Annotated in this window: 17 protein-coding genes; 15 read left to right on the forward strand and 2 right to left on the reverse strand. The window is 60.5% G+C overall.

Annotation, left to right across the window (positions count from 1 at the left end):
- Positions 1-4 precede the first annotated feature (4 nt).
- The 9 genes from A6A03_RS14405 to A6A03_RS14445 all read left to right on the forward strand — a co-directional run bounded on the left by A6A03_RS14405 (position 5) and on the right by A6A03_RS14445 (position 9,681).
- Positions 5-529 carry a type 1 glutamine amidotransferase domain-containing protein gene (locus A6A03_RS14405; RefSeq protein ID WP_066789704.1) on the forward strand — a complete coding sequence of 175 codons (525 nt, stop codon included), beginning with the start codon at positions 5-7 and terminating at the stop codon, positions 527-529.
- A complete protein-coding gene (locus tag A6A03_RS14410) occupies positions 526-1,929 on the forward strand; it encodes a glycosyltransferase family 4 protein (protein WP_066789705.1) in 1,404 nt (467 codons plus the stop codon). The genes A6A03_RS14405 and A6A03_RS14410 overlap by 4 nt, the downstream gene beginning before the upstream one ends.
- Positions 1,929-3,770 (forward strand): SLC13 family permease, encoded by a 1,842-nt coding sequence (locus tag A6A03_RS14415; RefSeq protein ID WP_066789706.1) that lies wholly within the window; start codon positions 1,929-1,931, stop codon positions 3,768-3,770. Before A6A03_RS14410 ends, A6A03_RS14415 begins: the two co-directional genes overlap by 1 nt.
- Positions 3,771-3,846: 76 nt before the next feature.
- Positions 3,847-4,917, forward strand: a complete 1,071-nt coding sequence (locus A6A03_RS14420) for an ATP-grasp domain-containing protein (protein WP_245669000.1) — start codon at positions 3,847-3,849, stop codon at positions 4,915-4,917.
- Positions 4,918-5,333: 416 nt separating this feature from the next.
- Positions 5,334-6,716 (forward strand): circularly permuted type 2 ATP-grasp protein, encoded by a 1,383-nt coding sequence (locus A6A03_RS14425; protein WP_066789707.1) that lies wholly within the window; start codon positions 5,334-5,336, stop codon positions 6,714-6,716.
- A gap of 19 nt (positions 6,717-6,735) precedes the next feature.
- The gene (locus tag A6A03_RS14430) at positions 6,736-7,518 is read left to right on the forward strand and encodes a helical backbone metal receptor (RefSeq protein ID WP_066789708.1); all 783 of its coding nucleotides are present in this window, start codon (positions 6,736-6,738) and stop codon (positions 7,516-7,518) included.
- Complete coding sequence (locus A6A03_RS14435) at positions 7,515-8,387, forward strand: DUF547 domain-containing protein (protein ID WP_066789710.1); 873 nt, start codon at positions 7,515-7,517, stop codon at positions 8,385-8,387. Before A6A03_RS14430 ends, A6A03_RS14435 begins: the two co-directional genes overlap by 4 nt.
- Positions 8,388-8,853: 466 nt before the next feature.
- Positions 8,854-9,384: a glycine/sarcosine/betaine reductase selenoprotein B family protein gene (locus A6A03_RS14440; protein WP_066789712.1), complete on the forward strand. Its 531-nt coding sequence runs from the start codon at positions 8,854-8,856 to the stop codon at positions 9,382-9,384.
- Positions 9,385-9,402: 18 nt separating this feature from the next.
- Positions 9,403-9,681: a proline reductase gene (locus A6A03_RS14445; protein WP_066789714.1), complete on the forward strand. Its 279-nt coding sequence runs from the start codon at positions 9,403-9,405 to the stop codon at positions 9,679-9,681.
- Between the two features lie 23 nt (positions 9,682-9,704).
- Here A6A03_RS14445 and A6A03_RS14450 read toward each other — a convergent pair whose 3' ends face one another.
- Positions 9,705-11,180 (reverse strand): 1,4-alpha-glucan branching protein domain-containing protein, encoded by a 1,476-nt coding sequence (locus A6A03_RS14450; protein ID WP_245669001.1) that lies wholly within the window; start codon positions 11,178-11,180, stop codon positions 9,705-9,707.
- A gap of 26 nt (positions 11,181-11,206) precedes the next feature.
- Complete coding sequence (locus tag A6A03_RS14455) at positions 11,207-13,015, reverse strand: serine/threonine-protein kinase (RefSeq protein ID WP_066789716.1); 1,809 nt, start codon at positions 13,013-13,015, stop codon at positions 11,207-11,209.
- Between the two features lie 150 nt (positions 13,016-13,165).
- Here A6A03_RS14455 and A6A03_RS14460 point away from each other — a divergent pair, with 150 nt between their 5' ends.
- From A6A03_RS14460 to A6A03_RS14485, 6 genes are all read left to right on the forward strand, one after another.
- Positions 13,166-13,831: a winged helix-turn-helix domain-containing protein gene (locus tag A6A03_RS14460; protein ID WP_066789717.1), complete on the forward strand. Its 666-nt coding sequence runs from the start codon at positions 13,166-13,168 to the stop codon at positions 13,829-13,831.
- Positions 13,832-13,847: 16 nt separating this feature from the next.
- Positions 13,848-15,155 (forward strand): 3-phosphoshikimate 1-carboxyvinyltransferase, encoded by a 1,308-nt coding sequence (gene aroA, locus A6A03_RS14465; RefSeq protein ID WP_066789718.1) that lies wholly within the window; start codon positions 13,848-13,850, stop codon positions 15,153-15,155.
- Entirely contained in the window at positions 15,152-15,733 is a 582-nt protein-coding gene (locus A6A03_RS14470; RefSeq protein ID WP_066789720.1) for a hypothetical protein, read from the forward strand. The genes aroA and A6A03_RS14470 overlap by 4 nt, the downstream gene beginning before the upstream one ends.
- 21 nt (positions 15,734-15,754) lie before the next feature.
- Positions 15,755-16,738, forward strand: a complete 984-nt coding sequence (galE, locus tag A6A03_RS14475; RefSeq protein WP_066789799.1) for a UDP-glucose 4-epimerase GalE — start codon at positions 15,755-15,757, stop codon at positions 16,736-16,738.
- Positions 16,728-18,740: a protein kinase domain-containing protein gene (locus tag A6A03_RS14480; protein WP_066789722.1), complete on the forward strand. Its 2,013-nt coding sequence runs from the start codon at positions 16,728-16,730 to the stop codon at positions 18,738-18,740. The genes galE and A6A03_RS14480 overlap by 11 nt, the downstream gene beginning before the upstream one ends.
- A gap of 93 nt (positions 18,741-18,833) precedes the next feature.
- Positions 18,834-19,781, forward strand: a complete 948-nt coding sequence (locus A6A03_RS14485) for an AAA family ATPase (protein WP_066789801.1) — start codon at positions 18,834-18,836, stop codon at positions 19,779-19,781.
- Positions 19,782-19,837 lie beyond the last annotated feature (56 nt).

The following is a 19,837-nucleotide window of genomic DNA, read 5'->3' on the forward strand; positions in this document are numbered from 1 at the left end:
AATCATGCGACTAGCAGGCAAACGGATTGCGATTCTGTTGGCCGAAGGGGTGGAAGACCTTGAGTTTTACGTGCCGCTGATGCGTTTGCAAGAAGAGGGCGCGGAGGTATTGGCTGCCGGCCTCGATCTGCGACCGGTGCGTGGTAAGAACGGGCTAGAGATTACCCCTACGACGACCATTGCTGAATTGCGCGCCGATGACCTGTTTGGCTTAGTGTTGCCCGGTGGTTGGGCGCCGGATAAGCTGCGCCGCTATCAGGCGGTGACCGATCTGGTGCGCACGATGGACGCCGCTGGCAAGGTGATCGGGATTATCTGCCACGGCGGTTCGATTGCGATTTCTGCCGGGATTGTGCGCGGGCGTCCGGCCACTGGCTCGACCGGGATCAAAGACGATTTGATCAATGCTGGCGCGACGTGGGTGGATGAAGCGGCCTTCCGCGATGGTCATCTGGTCTGGGGGCGGGTGGTGGCTGATATTCCCGCCTTCTGCCGTGAGCTGGTGGCGGCTTTGGTGGAGCGTGCATGACCCCGCGCATCGCGTATTGTTCACCCGTCAATCCAGCCCCATCGGGGATTTCCGATTATAGCGAGGAGCTGCTACCTTACCTCGCCCAGTACGCCGAGATCACGCTGTTTGTTGAGGATGGGTTGCGCCCGACGAATCCGCAGCTTGAACGGCATTTCACGGTCTTGCCCATCCGCAAGCTTGAACGGTTAGCCCGGCGGGGGGTGTTTGATGCGATTGTTTACCACATGGGCAATAGCCCTGCTCATGCCGGTATCTGGCGGGTTGCGCAGCGCGTTCCCGGCGTGATGGTGATGCACGATTTCGTGCTGCATCACTTTATGGTCTGGTACGCGGCGAATGTGCAGCGCGACATAAAGCGCTACGTGGCGATGATGCGGGCGCGCTACGGCGCAGAGGGCGAGAATGTCGCTCAGCTCATGATCCGTTCGCGCTTTAGCGAAGCAGCGTTTTCGTTTCCGTGCAATGAAGATGTGCTTGCCGCCGCCAAGGCGGTGATTGGGCATAGCCGGTATCTGTTGGAACAGGTGGCGGCCATCCGGCCTGATCTGCCGCGCGGTCTCGTACCGATGGGGGTGCCATTGCCGCCGGTGATTGATCGCAACGAGGCGCGCCGGCGGTTGGGCATCCCGCTCGAACGCCCGCTGTTGGCAACCTTTGGCAATATCAATGCGTGGAAGCGAATCGAACCAACCCTGCGGGCGCTGTCCGCCTTGCGCCGGGAGGGGATCGATGCCCACTGCGTGTTGGTTGGTTCCGTTTCACCCAATTATGCTCTCAAAAGTGTGATCGAGCGGCTTGGCCTGCAAGCAGCCGTAACCGTCACCGGCTATGTCGAGCGATCACGATTTGAGGATTACGTCGCTGCAACCGACGTCTGCCTGAATTTGCGTTACCCGACCGCCGGTGAAACCAGCGCTAGCCTGTTGCGCCTGCTCGGTGCGGGCAAGCCGACACTCGTCAGTGCAGTTGACGCTTTCTGCGAATTGCCGCCCGACGTGGTGGCACAGGTCGATGTTGACGAGTGCGAAACCGATATGATCGTTGCCTATTGCCGGCGCTTGCTGGCTGATCCGGCGCTGGCGGCGGCATTGGGGGCACGGGCGCGGGCGTATGTAGCGACCAACCATACCTTACCCGGCGCGGCGCGGGCGATGATCGGCTTTTTGGCCGAGGTTTACGGTTGGCCGGCCCCGCGGTTGCTCCGCGCCGAGCCGCTCTGGGATCCGGCCCCGCCCTTGGCGCCAGTAACTTCGCCGGCATCACCAGCGCAGCCGGCTGCGGCGTCGCCGTCGCTGTTAGTGCAGGCGGCAGCGCGTGCGGCTGCCGAAATCGGCTTGACCGAAGACGATACCGCGGCGCTGCGTTCGGTCGCGGCGCGGATTGACGAATTGACGTAATGACAAACGATATCGCCTTTGTGTTTATCGTGCTGGGGGTGATGATCGCGCTGTTCGTCAGCGATCGCATCCGGCTCGATCTGGTTGCGATCATGGGGATGCTGGCGCTGATGCTGAGCGGCATCCTCACCCCTGCCGAAGCGGTGGCTGGGTTTGGCGATCCAACCGTGTTGCTGATCGCCGCGCTCATGGTGGTCGGTGATGGCCTGTTCCAGACCGGCGTGGCGGCGTGGATCGGCCAGCGGTTGGGCCAGATCGCTGGTAACAATGAGCGCCGGATTCTGGTGACGTTAATGATTCCGGTGGCCGTGTTGTCGGCGTTCATCAGCTCGACCGGCACGGTGGCGATTATGCTGCCGATTGCAGTCAATTTGGCCCGCCGCGCCGGTATTAGCCCGTCGCGCTTGCTGTTGCCGCTAGCGTATGCGGCGTTGGGAGGCGGAATGCTGACGGCCGTCGGAACGCCTCCTAATATCATTGCTATTGATGCCTTAGTAGCCGCCGGAAGACCACCGCTCGGCTTTTTTAGTTTTACCCCGATCGGCGGCTTGGTCGTGATCGCTATCACGCTCGTGATCGTGCTGTTTGGGCATTGGCTGTTGCCGGCGCGGGTGGCGCCGCTGACTAGCGAGACGCGCGGGCCAACGCTGGCCGAACTGGCTGCCGAGTACCGCTTGACCGAGGGGTTGGCGCAGGTGCGGGTCGCCGCCGATTCGCCGCTGGCCGGTTTGACGCTGGCCGAGGCGCGTTTGCATAGCCGGTATGGGGTGACGGTAGTTGGGATTCGCCGCTGGCCGGCCAATCGGCCAGCTCCCGGCCCGGCGCGCGCGGTCACTGCGGCGACGCGCGTGCTCGCTGATGATCTGCTCGATGTGATCGGCGATGAGGCGGCGGTAGCGGCGCTCTGCCGCGCCGAGCGTTTGATCCCGCAAGCGCCGCAGCCCGATCTACCGTTTGGGCCGGATTTGCCGGTAATGGAAGTGGCGCTCACCCCGCGGTCGCGTTTTATTGGCCAGACGGTGGTTGCTTCCGAGTTGCGCCAACTATTTGGGGTGACGGTGTTGGGGGCGCGTCGCTTGGGCCAGCCACTCGCCGGTGATCCGGCCCACGAAACGCTGCGCTTTGGCGATACACTATTGGTTGCCGGCCCGCCGGCCCGCCTTGAGGCGATCGTGCGCGATCAACGCACTTTTGGCGATCTGGCGGTGGTGGCGCTACCGCGCGATCTGGCCGTCAGCGGCGACCGGCTCAGCCGGCGCGCGTTGTTGGCGATTGCGATTATGCTGGCAATGTTGGTCGTGATGGCCGGTGGTTGGTTGCCGACCGTCACGGTGGCTTTGGTGGCGGCAGTGGCGATGGTTATCACCGGCTGCGTGCCGCTCAATGAGATCTACCGCCGCCTCAGTTGGGAGAGCTTGGTGTTGATTGCGGCGATGTTGCCGATGGCGACGGCGCTCACCAAGACTGGTGGCGCCACCTTGATCGCCACCGAGCTGGCAACCGCGCTCGGTGCGTTCTCGCCGCTGGTAGTGCTGGCCGGCGTGTTCATCATCACCAGCTTCCTCAGCCAGTTTATCTCGAACACCGCTACTGCCGTGTTGATGATGCCGATTGCGCTGGGGATTGCGCAACAGTTGGGCCTAGCGCCGGAGCCGCTCGTCATCACGGCGGCGATTGCCGCTTCAACAGCCTTTGCCACCCCGATCGCCTCGCCGGTCAACACACTTGTGCTGGCGCCGGGAGGTTACCGGTTTGCCGATTATGCCCGCGCCGGCATCCCGTTACAGGTCGTCGTGCTCGTGATCTGTCTGTTGGCAGCGCCGCTGCTCTTTCCGTGGTGATCGGAGCGGCGCGCTTTATGCTACAATCAGCCTTGCCGGTTTGCGAAACGATACCTGTTGCTATATAAGGAGGTTTATGGTGAGTGTCAAAAAGATCGGCATTCTCGTCGGTCGCGAGTGGTCGTGGCCGCCCGCCTTTATCGAAGAGGTCAATCGGCGCAATGTTGGCGTGCGGGCCGAGTTCATCAAGTTAGGTGGAACGCGCATGGCCGAGTTGTGCGACTACGACGTGATTGTCGATCGCATTAGCCATGAGATCCCATACTACCGCACGTTTCTCAAGACGGCGGCGCTCAGCGGCACCCGCATCGTCAACAACCCCTTCTGGTGGAGCGCCGATGATAAGTTTTTTGGCGCGTCGTTGGCGACGGCGCTCGGTATTCCCCATCCGCGCACGGTGGCGCTGCCGTCGCATTCCTATATCGAAGGCGTGGTCGAAGAGTCGCTGCGTAATCTGCAATACCCGATTCCGTGGAAAGATCACGTCGATTATGTCGGCGGCTTCCCGGTTATTCTCAAGCCGGCGTGGGGCGGCGGTTTTAAGAAGGTCTACAAAGTGCATTCGTATGAGGAGTTGTGGCGTGCCTACAACGAGACCGGCATCGAGTGCATGATGCTGCAAGAGTACATCGCGTGGGAGAAGTACGTGCGCTGCATCGTGATCGGTCGCCGCCACATTATGACGATCAAGTTCGATGCCAATGCGCCGTGGCCGCACCGCTACTTCCGCGATGATAACTACCTGACCCCTGACGAAGGCCGGCAGGTGGTGGAAGGCGCGCTCAAGCTGAATCAGGCCCTCGGCTACGATATGAACACGGTCGAGTTCGCCATTCGTGATGGCGTTGCGTATGCGATTGACTTCACCAACCCCGCGCCCGACTTTGATGTCAATTCGCTCACGCCCTACTACTTCGACTGGGTGGTGCGCACGATGGCCGATTTCACCATCGAGCTGGCCTTGCAAGGCCGGGCCAAGCCGGAAGAGTTCGCGTGGCATCGCTTGTTGAACGGCCCGATGGCCCCGGCTGCCGCGCCCGTGGCTGCGCCAGAAGCTGTTCCCAACAGTGACCCGCCGGCTACCGAAGCACCGGCAGCGCCGAAGCGCCGGACAACCCGTAAGAAGAAGGCGACTGAAGAGGCGTAAGATTCATCCCATTTCCGTTGGGGAATAGCCGCGAAAACACACAAAAGACACAAGAATAGAACGATATGTTTGTGTCTTTTGTCTCTCTTCATGGCTATGCAAAGAGTGACGGGGTGGGGTACACGAATCTCGCCGTTGGGGGAGATTGCTTCGCCTCGTGGGGCAGAGCACGGCTCTGCCCCTACGCTCGGCTCGCAATGACAAGTGGGAAGCTCTTTGCGCCCTCTGCGTCCTTCGCGCCTTTGCGTTATACATCTCTGCGACTCTGCTCCCTTTGCGCCTTACTGAGTCGCCGCAAGAACACACAAAAGTAATCTCGTGTTATAGTTCTTATACCTTTTGTGTCTCTTTGTGGCTATTCCGAGAGTGCCGGGATGAGGCATTCCACGTTGTCTCTAGACCAATAAGGAACGACTATGACCCTTGCGCAAGCAATTGCCGATTACCACGCTCTGCTCGATCCGGCGCTGGCAGCCGCGTCGTGGCAGCGGCTGACCGAAGAGATGCGCGCTCGCCAGCTCTATTTCGGCGAGCGCCCGCTGGCCACCGTGTTGCGCCCGCGCTTGATTACGGCATCGCAGTACGATTTGTTACGACGGGGAACGCAACACGTCGCCGAGGCGGCGCGCGTGATCGTGGCGGCGGCGCTTGAGAATAACGAAACCGGGCAGGCGGTGCGCGATATCTTGATGCTCACCCCACTCGAAGAGCGGCTGATTGCGATGCACCCCGGTTATCTCGAACCGAGTGCCCATTCCCGCATGGATACCTTCCTCACCGTCGATGGATCGTCGCTGCAATTTGTTGAGTACAACGCGGAAAGTCCGGCGGCGATTGCCTACGAAGATTTGCTGGCGCAGGCCTTTTTGGCTATGCCGGTGATGGAAGAGTTCGCCAAGCGCTATCCGTTGATGCCGTTGCCTGCCCGCCCGTACATGCTGCGCACCCTGATGGATTGCTGGCGCGCAGCCGGCAGTCCCGGCCACGAGCCGCGGGTGGCGATTGTCGATTGGCGTGGTGTGCCGACTGCCACCGAATTCGAGATGTTCCGGCGCTATTTCAACGAGCACGGCTTGCCGGCGGTGATCTGCGCGCCGCAAGATCTCGTCTTCCACGATGGCCAGTTGTGGGCGCGGTTGGAAGACGGTAGCGAGACGCTGGTCACGATCGTCTTTAAGCGGGTGTTGACCAGCGAGTTTCTCACCCACTACGGCGATGACTCGCTCAGCCACCCGCTGGTGCAGGCGTATGCCGCCGGCGCATGCGTGATTGTTAATTCGTTCCGCGCCAAGCTGCTGCACAAGAAGTCGCTGTTTGCCCTGCTGTCCGACGAGCAGTTCTATGATCCGCTCAGCGCCGAGCAGCGCGCCGCCGTCGCTGCCCATGTGCCGTGGACGCGCGTGGTGCGGCCCGGCCAGACGACCTATCAGGGTGAGACGATTGATTTGCTGGCGTTTGCCCGCGCCAACCGCGAGCGGTTGCTGCTAAAGCCGAACGATGAGTATGGCGGCAAGGGAATTACCATCGGTTGGGAGGTAAGCGCCGCCGAGTGGGAAGCCGCGCTGAACGCGGCCCTCGCGGCGCCATTTGTGGTGCAAGAGCGGGTGACCATCGCCTATGAGCCGTATCCGGCGTTGGTTGATGGGCAGGTCGTGATCGGCGAGCGGTTGGTTGATAGCGATCCGTTCCTGTTTGGCACCGAAGTCAATGGCTGTCTGTGCCGGCTGTCCACGGTAACGTTGTTGAATGTCACTGCCGGCGGCGGCAGTACCGTACCGGTCTTCGTGATCGATGGCTGATCACTGGAAGGGGGGCGTGATGCAGGTGCGTGATGCCCTTGGCCGGACAATTGAGCTGGCGGCGCCGCCGCAACGGATTGTCTCGTTGGTGCCGAGTATGACTGAGTGGCTGTTTAGCGTGGGAGCCGGTGAGCGGGTGGTGGGGATCACCGACTATTGCAGCGAACCGGCGGCGGCGATCGCGCATCTGCCGCGGCTGCGCGGCACCAAGAACCCGGATCGAACAGCGATTCTTTCGCTGCACCCTGATCTGGTCATCGCCGAGCAAGAAGAAAACCGTGAGCGCGATGTGCTGGCCTTGGCCGCCGCCGGCGTCAATGTCTATGTCACCGCCATTCGCAGTGTGGCCGATACCGCCACGCAATTGGCAGCGCTAGCCGCAGTGCTCGATGTGGCGGCGACGGCTGCGCCGATGATTGCCGAAATACAGGCCGCTATGGCCGAGCCGCCGGCGCCTGCGCGCCGGGTGCTGGCGTTGATTTGGCGCGATCCGTGGATGGCGGTGGGGCAAGACACCTACGCCAACGACCTCCTACGCCTTAGCGGCGGGATCAATGTGGCGGCGGCGCTGCCGGGCCGCTATCCGCGCGCACCGCTGGCCGAACTGCTGGCCCTCGATCCTGATATCATCCTCTTGCCGAGCGAGCCGTACCCGTTTAGCGAGCGCGATCTGCCGGCGTTTGCTGAAGTAGCTGATCGCTGCCAGATCGCGTTCTGCGATGGCATGGCCTTGACATGGCCCGGCCCGCGTACCGCCGCGGCGATCGCCTCGTTCCGGCAACTATTGGGGAATGCCGTATGAGCCAACTGGTCTGGTTGCGGGAAGCGGTGATGGGATTGGCGTTGGGCGAGCGCGCGCGCAGCGTGCTGAACGCCGGCCCCGTACCGGCAGCGCCGGTCGATGGCGCGGCGCTGGCCGCCGAACTCAAGCGGGCCGTTAACCAGTTTAAGGCGCTGGCGATGGATGCCGGCGGCACGCAGGTGGCCTACGATCGGCTGCGCTCTGATCCGGCTTACCTCGCGTTCCGCATCGAACTCACCCCGCAGTTGCAGCGCTTCGATCCGGCTTCGTTGCCGGATCGGGCAACGCGGCTGGCCTTCTGGATCAACCTCTACAACGCGCTAGTGATCGATGCCGTCATTGCCTTTGGCGTCCAGACCAGTGTTGCCGATGAGTTGGCCGGTCTTAGCTTCTTTCAAGCCGCGGCCTATCTGATCGGCGGCCAGCGCTGTTCGCTCAACGACATCGAGCACGGCATCCTGCGCGCTAATCGCGGCCATCCCTTCATCCCCGGCCCCCAGTTTGCCGCTGGGGATCCGCGCCGCGCTTGGATCATCGATCCGCCTGATGTCCGGATCCACTTTGCCCTCAACTGCGCCAGCCGTTCGTGCCCGCCGATTGGCGTCTACAGCGCCGAGCAAATCGATGCCCAGCTCGAATTAGCAATGCGCAGCTTTGTTGACGCCGATGTGACGATCGATCCGGCCCGCGGCGAGATCCATCTGTCGCGCATCTTCGATTGGTACCGCGAGGATTTTGGCGGCCCCAACGGGATCGTACAACTCTTGCGGCAGGCGCTGCCTGACGACGAACGCCGGGCATGGCTGTTACAAGCGCAGCGGGGCCGTTTGGTCTACCGTCCGTATGATTGGTCGTTGAATCGCGGTTGACGCTGGCCGGGATCGACCAATCCGCCACAATGTTGCGCGGGAACAGAGCATGTATGTTGATCGCTGGGCAATGCTTCAACGCTTAGCGTTGTACTCCCCTCTCCCACGCCAGTGGGAGTTCAAGGGCGGACAGAACATCTGTCTGGAACCCGGCCCTCAAGGGTCGGGCTAGGGGTACAAAGCCCGCTGCGCGAGCTGATGCCCCCACCCCTTGCCCCTCCCCCGCTGGGGGAGGGGTGATGGGGAGCGCAGCCCGGAGCTTTACGGCATTGCACAGCGATCGACAGTTGTACTCGATCAAACGTTCTGTCCGCTCCTCAGCGGGAGCGGGGTTGGGGTGAGGGGGTGATCGCAAAGCTTTCAACCACATCTGCGCTGATACATTCTGTCCGCTCTTAAAAGTCCCAAAACGAAGGTATACTACAAAAGCAGGATCAATGGCGGCATAGGCATTGCAGAGGACGTTATGACCGATGACTGGCGCAATCGCTCGCTCAAGGATCTCTACCGGCTGACCGGCCAGATCTTCTCGCAGCTTCCGGCGTTGGCCCGCCTGTGGGGCGGTGCGTACCGCGCGCTCAGTTTCGATACGGTGCCCTTTACCCCCATGCGCAAGCCGCTGACTGAAGCGCGTTTCGCGCTGGTCACGACCGGCGGTGTTCACCGGCGCGATCAACCGCCGTTTGATATGGTCGATCCGCGCGGCGACCCTACCTATCGCCGCATTCCGGCTGATACGCCGGTAGCCGATCTCACCATCACCCACGATTACTATGACCACACCGACGCCGAGCGCGATCTGAACATTCTCTTTCCGCTGGCCTTGATGCGCTCGTTGGCCCAACACGGGATCATTGGCGGTGTGGCTGATTGCTACAGCTTCATGGGCCATATCGAACCGCCCCATCTCGAAACCTTGCTGCGGCAAACCGCCCCCGCAGTTGCCAGCTTTCTGAAACAAGAGCAGGTTGACGCCGTTTTGCTCACCCCTGCCTGAGGGTTGTGCAATCAGTCCGTGGGACTGATCGCGCGCATCATCGAAGACGCCGGCATCAGCACGATCTGTATCGTTAGCCTCAAGCCGATTGCCGAACAGGTGCGTCCGCCGCGCACCTTGCATCTGGCATGGCCGTTTGGCCATCCGTTAGGCGAACCGGGGAACCGGGCGCAACAGATGACCGTGTTGTATGCGGCGTTGCACAGTCTCTACTTCGCCGAGCCGGGAGAGATTTTAGAACCGGGTTGGCGCTGGCGGCGCGAAACGTATACCATCCCGGCAGGGTGGGAGGTGTGAGTGATGCTGTCTGGTATCTTCGCTCACCCCTTGCCAAACAGGCGATAATTCAACACCGGAAAGATCGCGTCGTGCGTTTCGATCTGCTCAAGGGTAAAAAGATCGGTCGCACTTAACGACTCTTGGCGCGCCAGCGCAAACAACTGCTCGAAGCGATCGAGGTGTCGTTGCCAACCCAATTCCTGCGGATCTTCCGCCCAATCACTCTGTTCAGCCAGCAATAGTTCACGCGCCGCTTGGGTCAGCACCCGCTCGCGGAATCCCTCGACCGCCGGATAGTGCGCGATCAAATCAGCAAATCGGTGTTCAGCGTCGTGGAGCGCCTGCCAATAACGCTGCGCACTTGGCGATTGCCAACGCGAGAGGGGATGCGGGAGCTGGGAGTCAGCGTGCAGCGCGACGGTCTCGCTCGTGCGTAAGCTGGCCAGAATCGTTCCCGGCTGCGTCAAACTGAGCCGAGAATCTGTCGCGCAGCGAGTCAATACTGCTTGCAACCATGTCGGCCCTTCAAACCAGCAGCTTCCCCACCAGCGGGCATCAATTGGCACCACGATCGTGGTGTCAGCCGGCAATTGATTCAACCGGTACAGCAATTGCTCAACGAAATGGTTGGCATGCTCTTGCGCGCGTCGTAGTGCATCATACGGATCGTACGGCTGTGGCGCATCGATGCCATTGGCCGTATAACCGGTTGGATCAGCAGCGTTCCGGTAGAGTGGATCACCCGGATAGCCTAATTCGGTGGACCAAATCTGGCGGGACAGGTCGCTCTCAACCCCAATCGCTGCCAGCCGGCGCGGGATGATCCAGCCGGGCAATTGGCCAGTACGCACGTAAGCCGGATCCACAATGACATAACGGAGATCCAAGTCGAGCGCGATCTGTTCGATCCCCGGCCGCCATGCACAACCGGGCAGCCAGAGCCCTTCCGGTCGTTTGAGGTGGCGCGAGATGTAGAGCAAGCCGTGCTCGAGTTGTGCTCGCACGAGGCTCTCGCGGCTCAGCAATGGTAAAATGGCGTGACTAGCCGGCAAACAAAGCGGCGTAATTACCTCAGTGATAACTAATTCGTGCAGCCGTCCAGCCAAATTGCGCTGGTAGCGCGTATTGAATGTACGCAGTGTTTGGCGATCCCAATCAAGGTAAAACCGCGCCAGATACGCCCCGTGGCGATTGCCTTCCGCTTCAAAGCGAGCGAGTTCAGCTTGATGGCGGGCAATTTTCTGTTCCAGCCACTGTTCAAAATGCTTGCTGACAACCCGGTCGCGCCACTGTTCGAGCGCAATTGGCGAGCAGGCCAAGGCGATCGTGACCGGGAGATGGTGGCGCTGCAATTCACCGAGCAGATCGAGCAGGGGTATCAGCATCTGCGCGGTAAAAGCGTGCAGATGCTCTTCGCCGATCGGATGCCGTCCGGGATGGCGCACGTATGGGGTATGCACTTCAATCACAAACGCGACCGGCATCATGCCCTCGCTCATTACATTCCCACTGGCCATCACTATTCATTATAGTCCACTGGCGCTTATGGGTTCACCGGTGTTACTGGTACCGGCGTTGGCAGTGACGTAGCGGTTTCGGTCGGTGTCGCGGTTTCGGTCGGCGTCGCGATACTGGTGGTAGCCGGCGTGCCCTCTGGTGTGGGAGTGCCGGTCGGGGTGCCGGTGGTAGCCGGTGTCTCCTCTGGCGTGGGAGTGCCGGTGGTAGCTGGCGTGCTCGTTAGGGTTGGTGACCCAGTAGGGGTTGGCGTCAACGTTGGCGTATCGGTTGGGGTTGGCGACCCAGTAGGGGTTGGTGTCAACGTTGGCGTCTCGGTTGGAGTTGGCACCGTCGCTGTTGGTGATGGCGTTGCCGTCGCTGTTGGTGATGGCGTTGCCGTCGGTCTTGGCGGCGGCGGTGGCGGCGGCGCAGTTGGCGATGGCGGAACTGGTGATGAGGTGTCGGTGGGCAACGGTGTTTCGGTTGGCGTGGCCGTTGGCACGGTCGTAAACGTTGCCGTCGCCGTTGGCAGGGGCGCGGCCAAGGTTGGCGACGGGCCGGATGGAACCGCCGGCGTGGGTGTGGGTGTGGCGTTGTCGCTGAAACTGCGCGCTACAAACACGATTAACGCGATGACAACCACTAGCAAAATACCGCCAATGATGAAAAACGGCAGTTGATCGGCGCGATCGCTGGCTACCGCGATATTCCCGTGCCCATGCGGATGGGCCGGTGTATTCCGCCGGGCCGGAGGTTGGGCAGGCGGCGCCGGTGGCGCGACCGATGGCGGTTGGTTGTTTGGCGGGCTTGCAGGCGGTGCCGGGCGGTTCGGAACGGCGCTGGCCGGTAGCGCTGCTGGCCGGTTGGAGCTTGCCGGTGGATATGAGCTAGGAGCTGGTCGTGGCGCCGGCGGCTCAGCAATGGCTCGTGGTTGGGCCGTAAATGCCGGCATCGTCGGCTCGGCTTGATTGAGGGCCGGCGGCGCAACGAGCGCAGCCAGATCGGCAGCCGTGGCGGGAACAATCCCATTCCGATCAGCAATGTCGCGGAGCGCCGCGATAAAGGCTGCCCCGGTTTGAAAGCGCCGTTCAGGGCGTTTGGCCAGCGCACGGGCCAGCACTAAATCCAGATCGGTCGGCAAATCGGGGGCGATAGACGAGATTGGCGGTGGCGGCTGTTGGGCGTGGGCAACGATTAATTGCGGCGTTGGCCCGCTAAACGGCACCCGTCCGGCAATAATCTCGTAGGCCACCACAGCCAGCGAATAAAGATCACTGCGTCCATCAACCCGGCGGGCCTCGGCTTGTTCGGGCGAAATGTATTCCGGCGTTCCCATAAAGACGCCGGTGCGGGTCAGCCGTTGATCATCGGCTTCGGGGGTTTGGGCAATGCCGAAATCGGTCAACACCACCCGGCCATTGCGATCAACCATGATGTTATGCGGCTTAATATCGCGATGGACAGCGCCGGCCTGATGAGCATAATCGAGGGCGGCGGCAATTGGTTCGAGCAGGGCAATCGCATAGCCAAGCCCAAGCACGACATGCCGTTCGAGAATGGTGTGCAAGGGCAAGCCGTCGATATACTCCATCGCGATGTAGTGCAGCCCCTGATCCTCACCGATGTCGTATACCGTCACAATATTCGGATGGCGCAGATTTGCAGCGGTGCGCGCTTCGCGCTCGAACCGCTTGATAAACTCTGCGTCCATGCTGAGTTGCGCAGCCAGCACTTTGAGGGCAACGATGCGCTGAAGTTGGGTGTCACGCGCCCGATACACGCGCGCCATCCCGCCACGGCCAAGCTCTTCGATCAGTTCGTATCGGCCGATGCGCCGCCCGCCAACACTGCTCACCTGTGTCTCCGATCACCCATCAGTGCGATGCTGTGAACACAATGACTGCCAAAGGCGAATATGCCATGGTATAATCAGCAAGGTCAAAGCGATTGTACCACATCGCATCCGCGCATTCAAAAGCATATTGTAGCTGGAGGCTGGTGAACGATGCAATCCGCTCCCGCCCCGCAATTGATTGTCAAACGTAGTAACGGCGACTATCGGGAAATCGTGTGGGATCGACCGGTCATTACCGTTGGCCGGGATGGCGCGAATGATATTATTATCGATCATCCGCTCGCTTCCCGGCGCCATGCGCGCTTTGAACAGACGGAAGAAGGGTTTTTCATTCGCGATCTTGAAAGTACGAACGGTACCTTCCTTAATCAAGAGCGCTTGATTGGCGCGCGCAGTTTGCATCACTCCGATCAAATCTTGATTGCCGATACCGTTATTATCTTTAACGACCCCGCCGCAACGATGAAAGGGACGCTTGACCCGGCGCTGTTGCGGGCCGTGCGGGCCGAGATCCGGGTTGATGAACCAACTAAGTCGGTGTACATTCGCGGTGAGTTACTCACGCCGCCGCTGACGGTGAAAGAGTTTCAATTGTTGGCCTTGCTTTACCGCCGGCAAGGTGAGGTGGTGAGTAAGGAAGAGATCGCTAGTCAGGTGTGGGATTACGCCATCTTTGATTACAACGCGATTGATGCGCTGGTCTACCGGTTGCGCCAGCGGATCGAGCCTGATCCGTCGCGACCACGGTATTTGGTGACACAGCGCGGGTTTGGGTACAAGCTGATTGTGGCCCCCGACGCTGAGCCGGCGGGCTAGAGCGGATGATGCGGCGATGACAGGGATAACGTTAACTGCGCCGGGCCGGTTGCGCGGTGTGATTCAGGTGCCGGGTGATAAATCGATTTCACATCGCGCAGTGTTGTTTAACGCTATCGCGACCGGCAGCGCGCACATTGCTAATTTTTTGCCCGGCGCTGATTGCCTTTCCACGGTAGCTTGCGTGCGGGGGTTGGGGGTAACGGTTGAACAGCTCGGCGAGCGGGAGCTGGTGGTGCATGGCGCCGGCTTGGGCGGCTTCCGCGAGCCGGCTGATGTGCTCGATTGCGGCAACTCTGGCACCACCTTGCGCCTGCTGGCCGGGTTGTTAGCCGGCCAACCATTCTTTACCGTGTTGACCGGCGATGCCTCGTTGCGTTCGCGCCCGCAACGCCGGATTGTCGTGCCATTGCGCGCGATGGGGGCGCAGATCGATGGCCGCGCCGAGGGTGATCGGGCGCCGTTGGCGATCCGCGGTGGCGCGCTGCGCGGCGGCCACTACGAGCTGCCGATCGCGTCGGCCCAAGTCAAATCGGCCCTCTTGCTGGCCGCACTGAGCGCCGATAGTCCCATTACTCTGACTGGCCGGATCGACTCACGCGACCATACCGAGCGGATGCTGGCGGCGATGGGGCTTGACATAACCGTTGCTGCTGAACAGATTACGTTGCGCCCGCCAACTGCGGCCACCGCTCCAGCGGCGCTCTCGCTGCGCGTGCCCGGTGATCCTTCCTCAGCCGCCTTTTGGTGGGTGGCGGCGGCGATCCATCCCGATGCCGAATTGGTGACTCCCGGCGTGTGTCTCAATCCGACCCGCACCGGCGCGCTCGATGTGTTGCGCGCGATGGGGGCCGCGATTGAGGTGGTCAACGAGCGGCTGGAAGGGAGCGAACCGGTTGGTGATGTGGTGGTGCGTTCGTCAACCCTGCGCGGCACTACCATCGCTGGGGCATTGATCCCGCGCTTGATCGATGAAATCCCGATCTTGGCGGTGGCTGCGGCCTGCGCCGATGGCGAGACGGTCATTCGCGATGCGCACGAATTACGCGCTAAAGAGACCGACCGCATCGCGACGGTCGCAGCCGGCTTGAGCGCGATGGGTGCGCTGGTCGAACCGACTGCCGATGGGATGGTCATTACTGGCCGGCCCGGCCAACTGCACGGCACCACTCTTGATAGCTATCACGACCACCGGCTGGCAATGGCATGGGCGATTGCGGCGCTGGTGGCGCGAGGCGAAACTACCATCTTAGAACCGGCAGCCGCCGCAGTGAGCTATCCCGGCTTCTGGCAGGCGCTCGCTGCGGTGCAGGAGACAGTATGAGCGATGGCTTCACCTTTACGGTCGAGATCTTCACACCAACGTTGCTTTACACCGGCAGTTATACGCTGCCCTTGTACCGCAGGGTGAGTGATGCTCTCAATAACCGGATGAGCCGCTTTGTGAACCTCCGTGAGGTCAGTATCGCCCCGCTCTGGCGTCCACAGCATGCGCAGCGGGTGCCGCAAGCCTTAGTGGCATGGGGCGATGCGCTGCTCGTGGCGGTGTTAGCCGAACCTGAACCGCCGCCGGATTATCGTGTTTCAGCGCCGCCGCGGGCGGCGCAGCCGGTGATGTTTTTTACCAGCGAGTTTGCGGTGCGGGCCGAGATGTATCGCCGGCCAGACGTTGAATTGGAAGAGATGTTGACGGAGTTGGCTGATGATTTCATTCCACTTCGCAACGTGACGATCTTCCCGATCAATGGCGGTGCGCCGTTGCATCGCTCGTTTGTCTGTTTGGCCCAGCGCGCGATCCAAGCCCTTTACAGTGTGCGTAGTCCGGCTCAGCCTGAACCGGCGCCGGAAGCGCCGGCGGCTGCGGTTGATCCTGCTTCCGATGGAACCACACCCGAAAGTTGATAGACGAGGGAGATGATCACGATGAAGATCTTGGTTACTGGTGGCGCCGGTTACATCGGGAGCATTACCAGCGCCGAATTGGTGCGGGCCGGGCACGAGGTGATTGTTGTTGATAACCTCTATCAAGGGCATCGCGCTGCTGTGCCGCCAGAGGCGACATTTATTGAGGCGGATTTAGCCGATCGCAACGCGCTGCGCGAGCTGTTCGCCGCTTATCCCGGTATTGACGGCATTATGCACTTCGCTTCGTACACGCTGGTTGGCGAGAGCATGGAGAAGCCGTTTCTCTACTTGCGCGATAATCTGGTGAATGCGGCGAATCTGCTCGAAGCCGCCATTGCCGCTGGAGTGCGCCGGTTTATCCTCTCGTCTACTGCGAATCTGTTTGACCAACCCGAACGGATTCCCATCGCCGAACACGAACGGATCGTGCCCGGTTCGCCCTACGGTGAGTCAAAATTTTTTATCGAGCGGATGTTGCATTGGATGCACCGGATCTATGGGATGCGCTACGCTTGTCTGCGCTACTTTAACGCTTGCGGCGATACGCCTGACCGCGGCGAAGATCACGATCCGGAAACGCATTTGATCCCGATCGTGTTGCAGGTGGCGTTGGGCCAACGTCCGCACGTCACGATCTTTGGCGACGATTACCCGACCCGCGATGGTACCTGCGTGCGCGACTACATCCACGTGCTTGATCTGGCCAGCGCTCACATTCTGGCGATGGAGTCGCTCGACCGCTTGGGTGAACGTCGCTACAATCTCGGCAATGGCCAAGGCTTTACTGTGCGGGAAGTGATCGAGACCGCGCGCAAAGTGACCGGCCATCCGATTCCGGCAGTGGTGGGGCCGCGCCGGCCCGGTGATCCGGCCGTGCTGGTCGCCTCTTCCGAAACGATCCGCGCCGAGTTGGGCTGGCAGCCGCGCTACCCTGATCTTGAGTCGATTATTGCCTCGGCTTGGGAATGGCATCGCACTCATCCACACGGCTATGACGACTAACCTCTCTTCGTCAACCAGCCTGCCGCGCATCTTCGGCCAATACGAGATCGAACAGCGGATTGGACGCGGTGAGTCAAGCCGCGTCTTTCTCGCTCATCATCGCCGTATCCGCGAGCATAAAGTTGCGCTGAAAGTATTGCTGAGCCAAGAAGCGGCGCGGATTCAACGCTTTGAACAAGAGGCGAGCATTGCCGCTCGCCTCCGCCATCCCCATATTTCACGCTTGATCGACTACGGCGTGCAAAATCCGTTTCACTACGCGGTGTTTGAATATATTCACGGCAGCTCGTTGCGTGATCTGCCCAAGTTGCCATCACCACCGAAAACAAACACGCTGCCAAAGGGTTCTTATTTGCCATTGCCGCCCGAACTGGCGTTGCGCTATTTTCAGCAGATCGCCGCTGCCCTTGATTATGCCCATAGCCTTGATATTGTCCATCGTGATTTGGCGCCGGGCAATATCCTGATCGATCCGGATGCCGAGAAGGCGTACTTGATCGACTTTGGAATTGCCCGCGATCCTGATCAATCGTTGACCTCGACCGGCATGATTATGGGCACACCCGGTTTTATCGCGCCCGAGTGCATGCGCGAGGCGCAAAAAGCGACCCATTTGTCCGATATCTTCAGTTTGGGGGTAGTGCTGTTTTATATGCTGACCGGCGAGGAGCCATGGGTTGAAAAGCCAAAACCGGGCGATAGCTGGGTAGAGTTGCCACCGATTCGCTCATTAGCTGAAGCGGGGCAGAAGCTGCCAGAAGAAGTGGATCGGATTATTCGCACCCTGTTGGCGTGGGAACCGCACCATCGCTATGCCAGCGCCAGCGCTGCGGCTGCCGATCTCGAAGCAGCACTCGCTCCCCATGTGGTGCAAACACAGGTTGTTACGCTGGAATCGGCCAATATTGCGCAACCGGTGAGTCAACCCAAACCGTTCACCCTCATCAAATCCAACGAGGTTGAGCGCGCGTTGACCGGCGCCTTGTTTCACGAACCGATCGAGCGCGCCCAGCAGCGCGCGCGTATGCTCAATGCCACTCATATCAGCCAGTTGCTTGACCAATGGGCCCAAGAGCGTCCGCTCCGGCTGCCGCTGCTTGGCCGGTTGGCCCGCTTGCACAACGTCCAGCACTCTAACGTCTTCTTTTTCCATCTGCAATTACTGATCGAACAGCGCCGTGACGCCGGGATGGAGGAAGAACCTGATACGCAACAGAAAGAATTACCGCCCCATCGTGAACTGGAGCGTTGGCAGATTGCGTTACCGCCGCCCAAGGAGTTTCAAGAACAGATGGGTAGCCGGTTGGTTGTGCCCGGTTCCGAACAAGTGGTCAATTGTCCGGCCTGTAAAGGGCAAGGCGTGATCACGTGTTCGACGTGTAAGGGTACGCGGCGCGTGACGGTGACGGAACAGTCCGAATCAACAGCCGCCGGGCAGCCAGCCGGATCGCCGGGTGGCGCTGGCGCATCGCCGCCGGTAGCGCGCCAACGGGTGATTGCTTGCACGCAATGCAATGGTCGCGGTTCGATCCCGTGCAAGCGCTGTGACAGTTTTGGCCGCGTCGTGCAGCGCAAGTTGATCGAGTGGTCGCGCCGGGTTGTGCGTGATGAGGCTCAGAACGATCTGCCGGATGTTGATGAGACATGGTTGCGCCGTACATGCAAAGCCGAATTGGTATATAAACACCGGGTGGTTGGGCGCATTCCGCCCGAATGGCTTCAAATCACTGAAGTGAAAGCGATGATTGATCGCCAACGGCAGGCGCTCGATAACGATAGCCGCATTGTCATGGCGGAACTGCAAATTCATTTTATCCCGCTGACCGAGATCAAATTCGATCTTGGCCGGCAAGGGCAAGAGTACCAGTTGGCGATCTATGGGTTCGAGAATTTGATTCCCCCTGATTGGCGCTTGTTGCACTGGGAGCGGATTCTCTTTTCTGCCGGCATCGGTGTATTGTCGCTCTTTTTGATCATCAGTTTGATCTTTCTGACTCTGTAACGATTCGCGTTGAAGCCGTAGCCGTAGTTGGATTGCAACGGCGTGATGTTTGATGATGGGAGCAGCGGGAACCCGCTCATTGGAGAATATGCTATGCAAACTGCGCAGTTGGCGTCGGCGTTGTTGAATGAAGCGCGCAAGACACTGGTTGGGCAAGAGGAACCATTGACGTTGCTCCTGACGGCATTGCTCAGTGGCGGGCATGTCTTGCTCGAAGGCCCTCCCGGCACGGCGAAGACGCTGATGGCTAAGACGTTGGCCCAGATGATCCAAGCCGATTTTCGCCGCATTCAGTTTACGCCTGACTTGATGCCATCTGATATCGTGGGTACGCAAGTCTTCGATCTGAGCAGCAGCCAGTTTCGCCTGCGGCAAGGGCCGATTTTTACCCAAGTGTTGCTTGGCGATGAAATTAATCGCGCGCCGGCCAAGACCCAAAGCGCGTTGCTTGAGGCCATGGAAGAGCGGCAGGTGACGATTGAGGGCCAGCGCTTGCCGTTGCCGGAGCCGTTTTTTGTGATTGCGACCCAAAACCCGATTGAGTACGAGGGGACGTACCCCTTGCCTGAGGCTCAGCTTGACCGCTTTCTGTTCAAAGTTGTGATTGATTATGCTCCGCGCGAAGTTGAGACTGAGGTGTTGCGGCGCTATCATCTCGGCTTCGACGCGCACCAGTTGGCTGCTGCCGGCTTGCGCCCCATCGTGACTCCTGAGGCGCTAGCTGCCTGCCGGGCCGAGATTGCGCAGGTTCAAGTCGAGCAGGGGATTCTCGATTACATTGTCTCGATTGTGCAAGCAACGCGCACCAGTCCTGAATTGTTGGTCGGCGCGTCGCTGCGGGCCGGCGTGGCAATGTTGCTGGCGGCGAAGACGCTGGCGGCAATTCACGATCGTAGCTACGTGACGCCTGATGAGGTGAAGATGCTGGCCCGTCCGGTGTTGCGCCACCGGATTATCCTGCGGCCAGAAGCCGAGATTGAAGGTCTCAATGCCGATATGGCGATCGGGCGCATCCTCAATCGGGTAGAAGTGCCGCGGTAAGTCGCTCTGGCAAGCTGTACCTTGATCGTTGCTGATGGGTGGTTAGCATACAGGAT

It is taken from the genome of Chloroflexus islandicus (assembly GCF_001650695.1).
In the GTDB taxonomy this organism is placed as follows: domain Bacteria; phylum Chloroflexota; class Chloroflexia; order Chloroflexales; family Chloroflexaceae; genus Chloroflexus; species Chloroflexus islandicus.

Coding starts and splice junctions, on each gene's coding strand:
- A6A03_RS14405 (WP_066789704.1), top strand. CDS start 5: ATGCGACTAGCAGGCAAACGGATTGCGATTCTGTTGGCCGAAGGGGTG.
- A6A03_RS14410 (WP_066789705.1), top strand. CDS start 526: ATGACCCCGCGCATCGCGTATTGTTCACCCGTCAATCCAGCCCCATCG.
- A6A03_RS14415 (WP_066789706.1), top strand. CDS start 1,929: ATGACAAACGATATCGCCTTTGTGTTTATCGTGCTGGGGGTGATGATC.
- A6A03_RS14420 (WP_245669000.1), top strand. CDS start 3,847: ATGGTGAGTGTCAAAAAGATCGGCATTCTCGTCGGTCGCGAGTGGTCG.
- A6A03_RS14425 (WP_066789707.1), top strand. CDS start 5,334: ATGACCCTTGCGCAAGCAATTGCCGATTACCACGCTCTGCTCGATCCG.
- A6A03_RS14430 (WP_066789708.1), top strand. CDS start 6,736: ATGCAGGTGCGTGATGCCCTTGGCCGGACAATTGAGCTGGCGGCGCCG.
- A6A03_RS14435 (WP_066789710.1), top strand. CDS start 7,515: ATGAGCCAACTGGTCTGGTTGCGGGAAGCGGTGATGGGATTGGCGTTG.
- A6A03_RS14440 (WP_066789712.1), top strand. CDS start 8,854: ATGACCGATGACTGGCGCAATCGCTCGCTCAAGGATCTCTACCGGCTG.
- A6A03_RS14450 (WP_245669001.1), bottom strand. CDS start 11,180: ATGGCCAGTGGGAATGTAATGAGCGAGGGCATGATGCCGGTCGCGTTT.
- A6A03_RS14460 (WP_066789717.1), top strand. CDS start 13,166: ATGCAATCCGCTCCCGCCCCGCAATTGATTGTCAAACGTAGTAACGGC.
- aroA (WP_066789718.1), top strand. CDS start 13,848: ATGACAGGGATAACGTTAACTGCGCCGGGCCGGTTGCGCGGTGTGATT.
- A6A03_RS14470 (WP_066789720.1), top strand. CDS start 15,152: ATGAGCGATGGCTTCACCTTTACGGTCGAGATCTTCACACCAACGTTG.
- galE (WP_066789799.1), top strand. CDS start 15,755: ATGAAGATCTTGGTTACTGGTGGCGCCGGTTACATCGGGAGCATTACC.
- A6A03_RS14480 (WP_066789722.1), top strand. CDS start 16,728: ATGACGACTAACCTCTCTTCGTCAACCAGCCTGCCGCGCATCTTCGGC.
- A6A03_RS14485 (WP_066789801.1), top strand. CDS start 18,834: ATGCAAACTGCGCAGTTGGCGTCGGCGTTGTTGAATGAAGCGCGCAAG.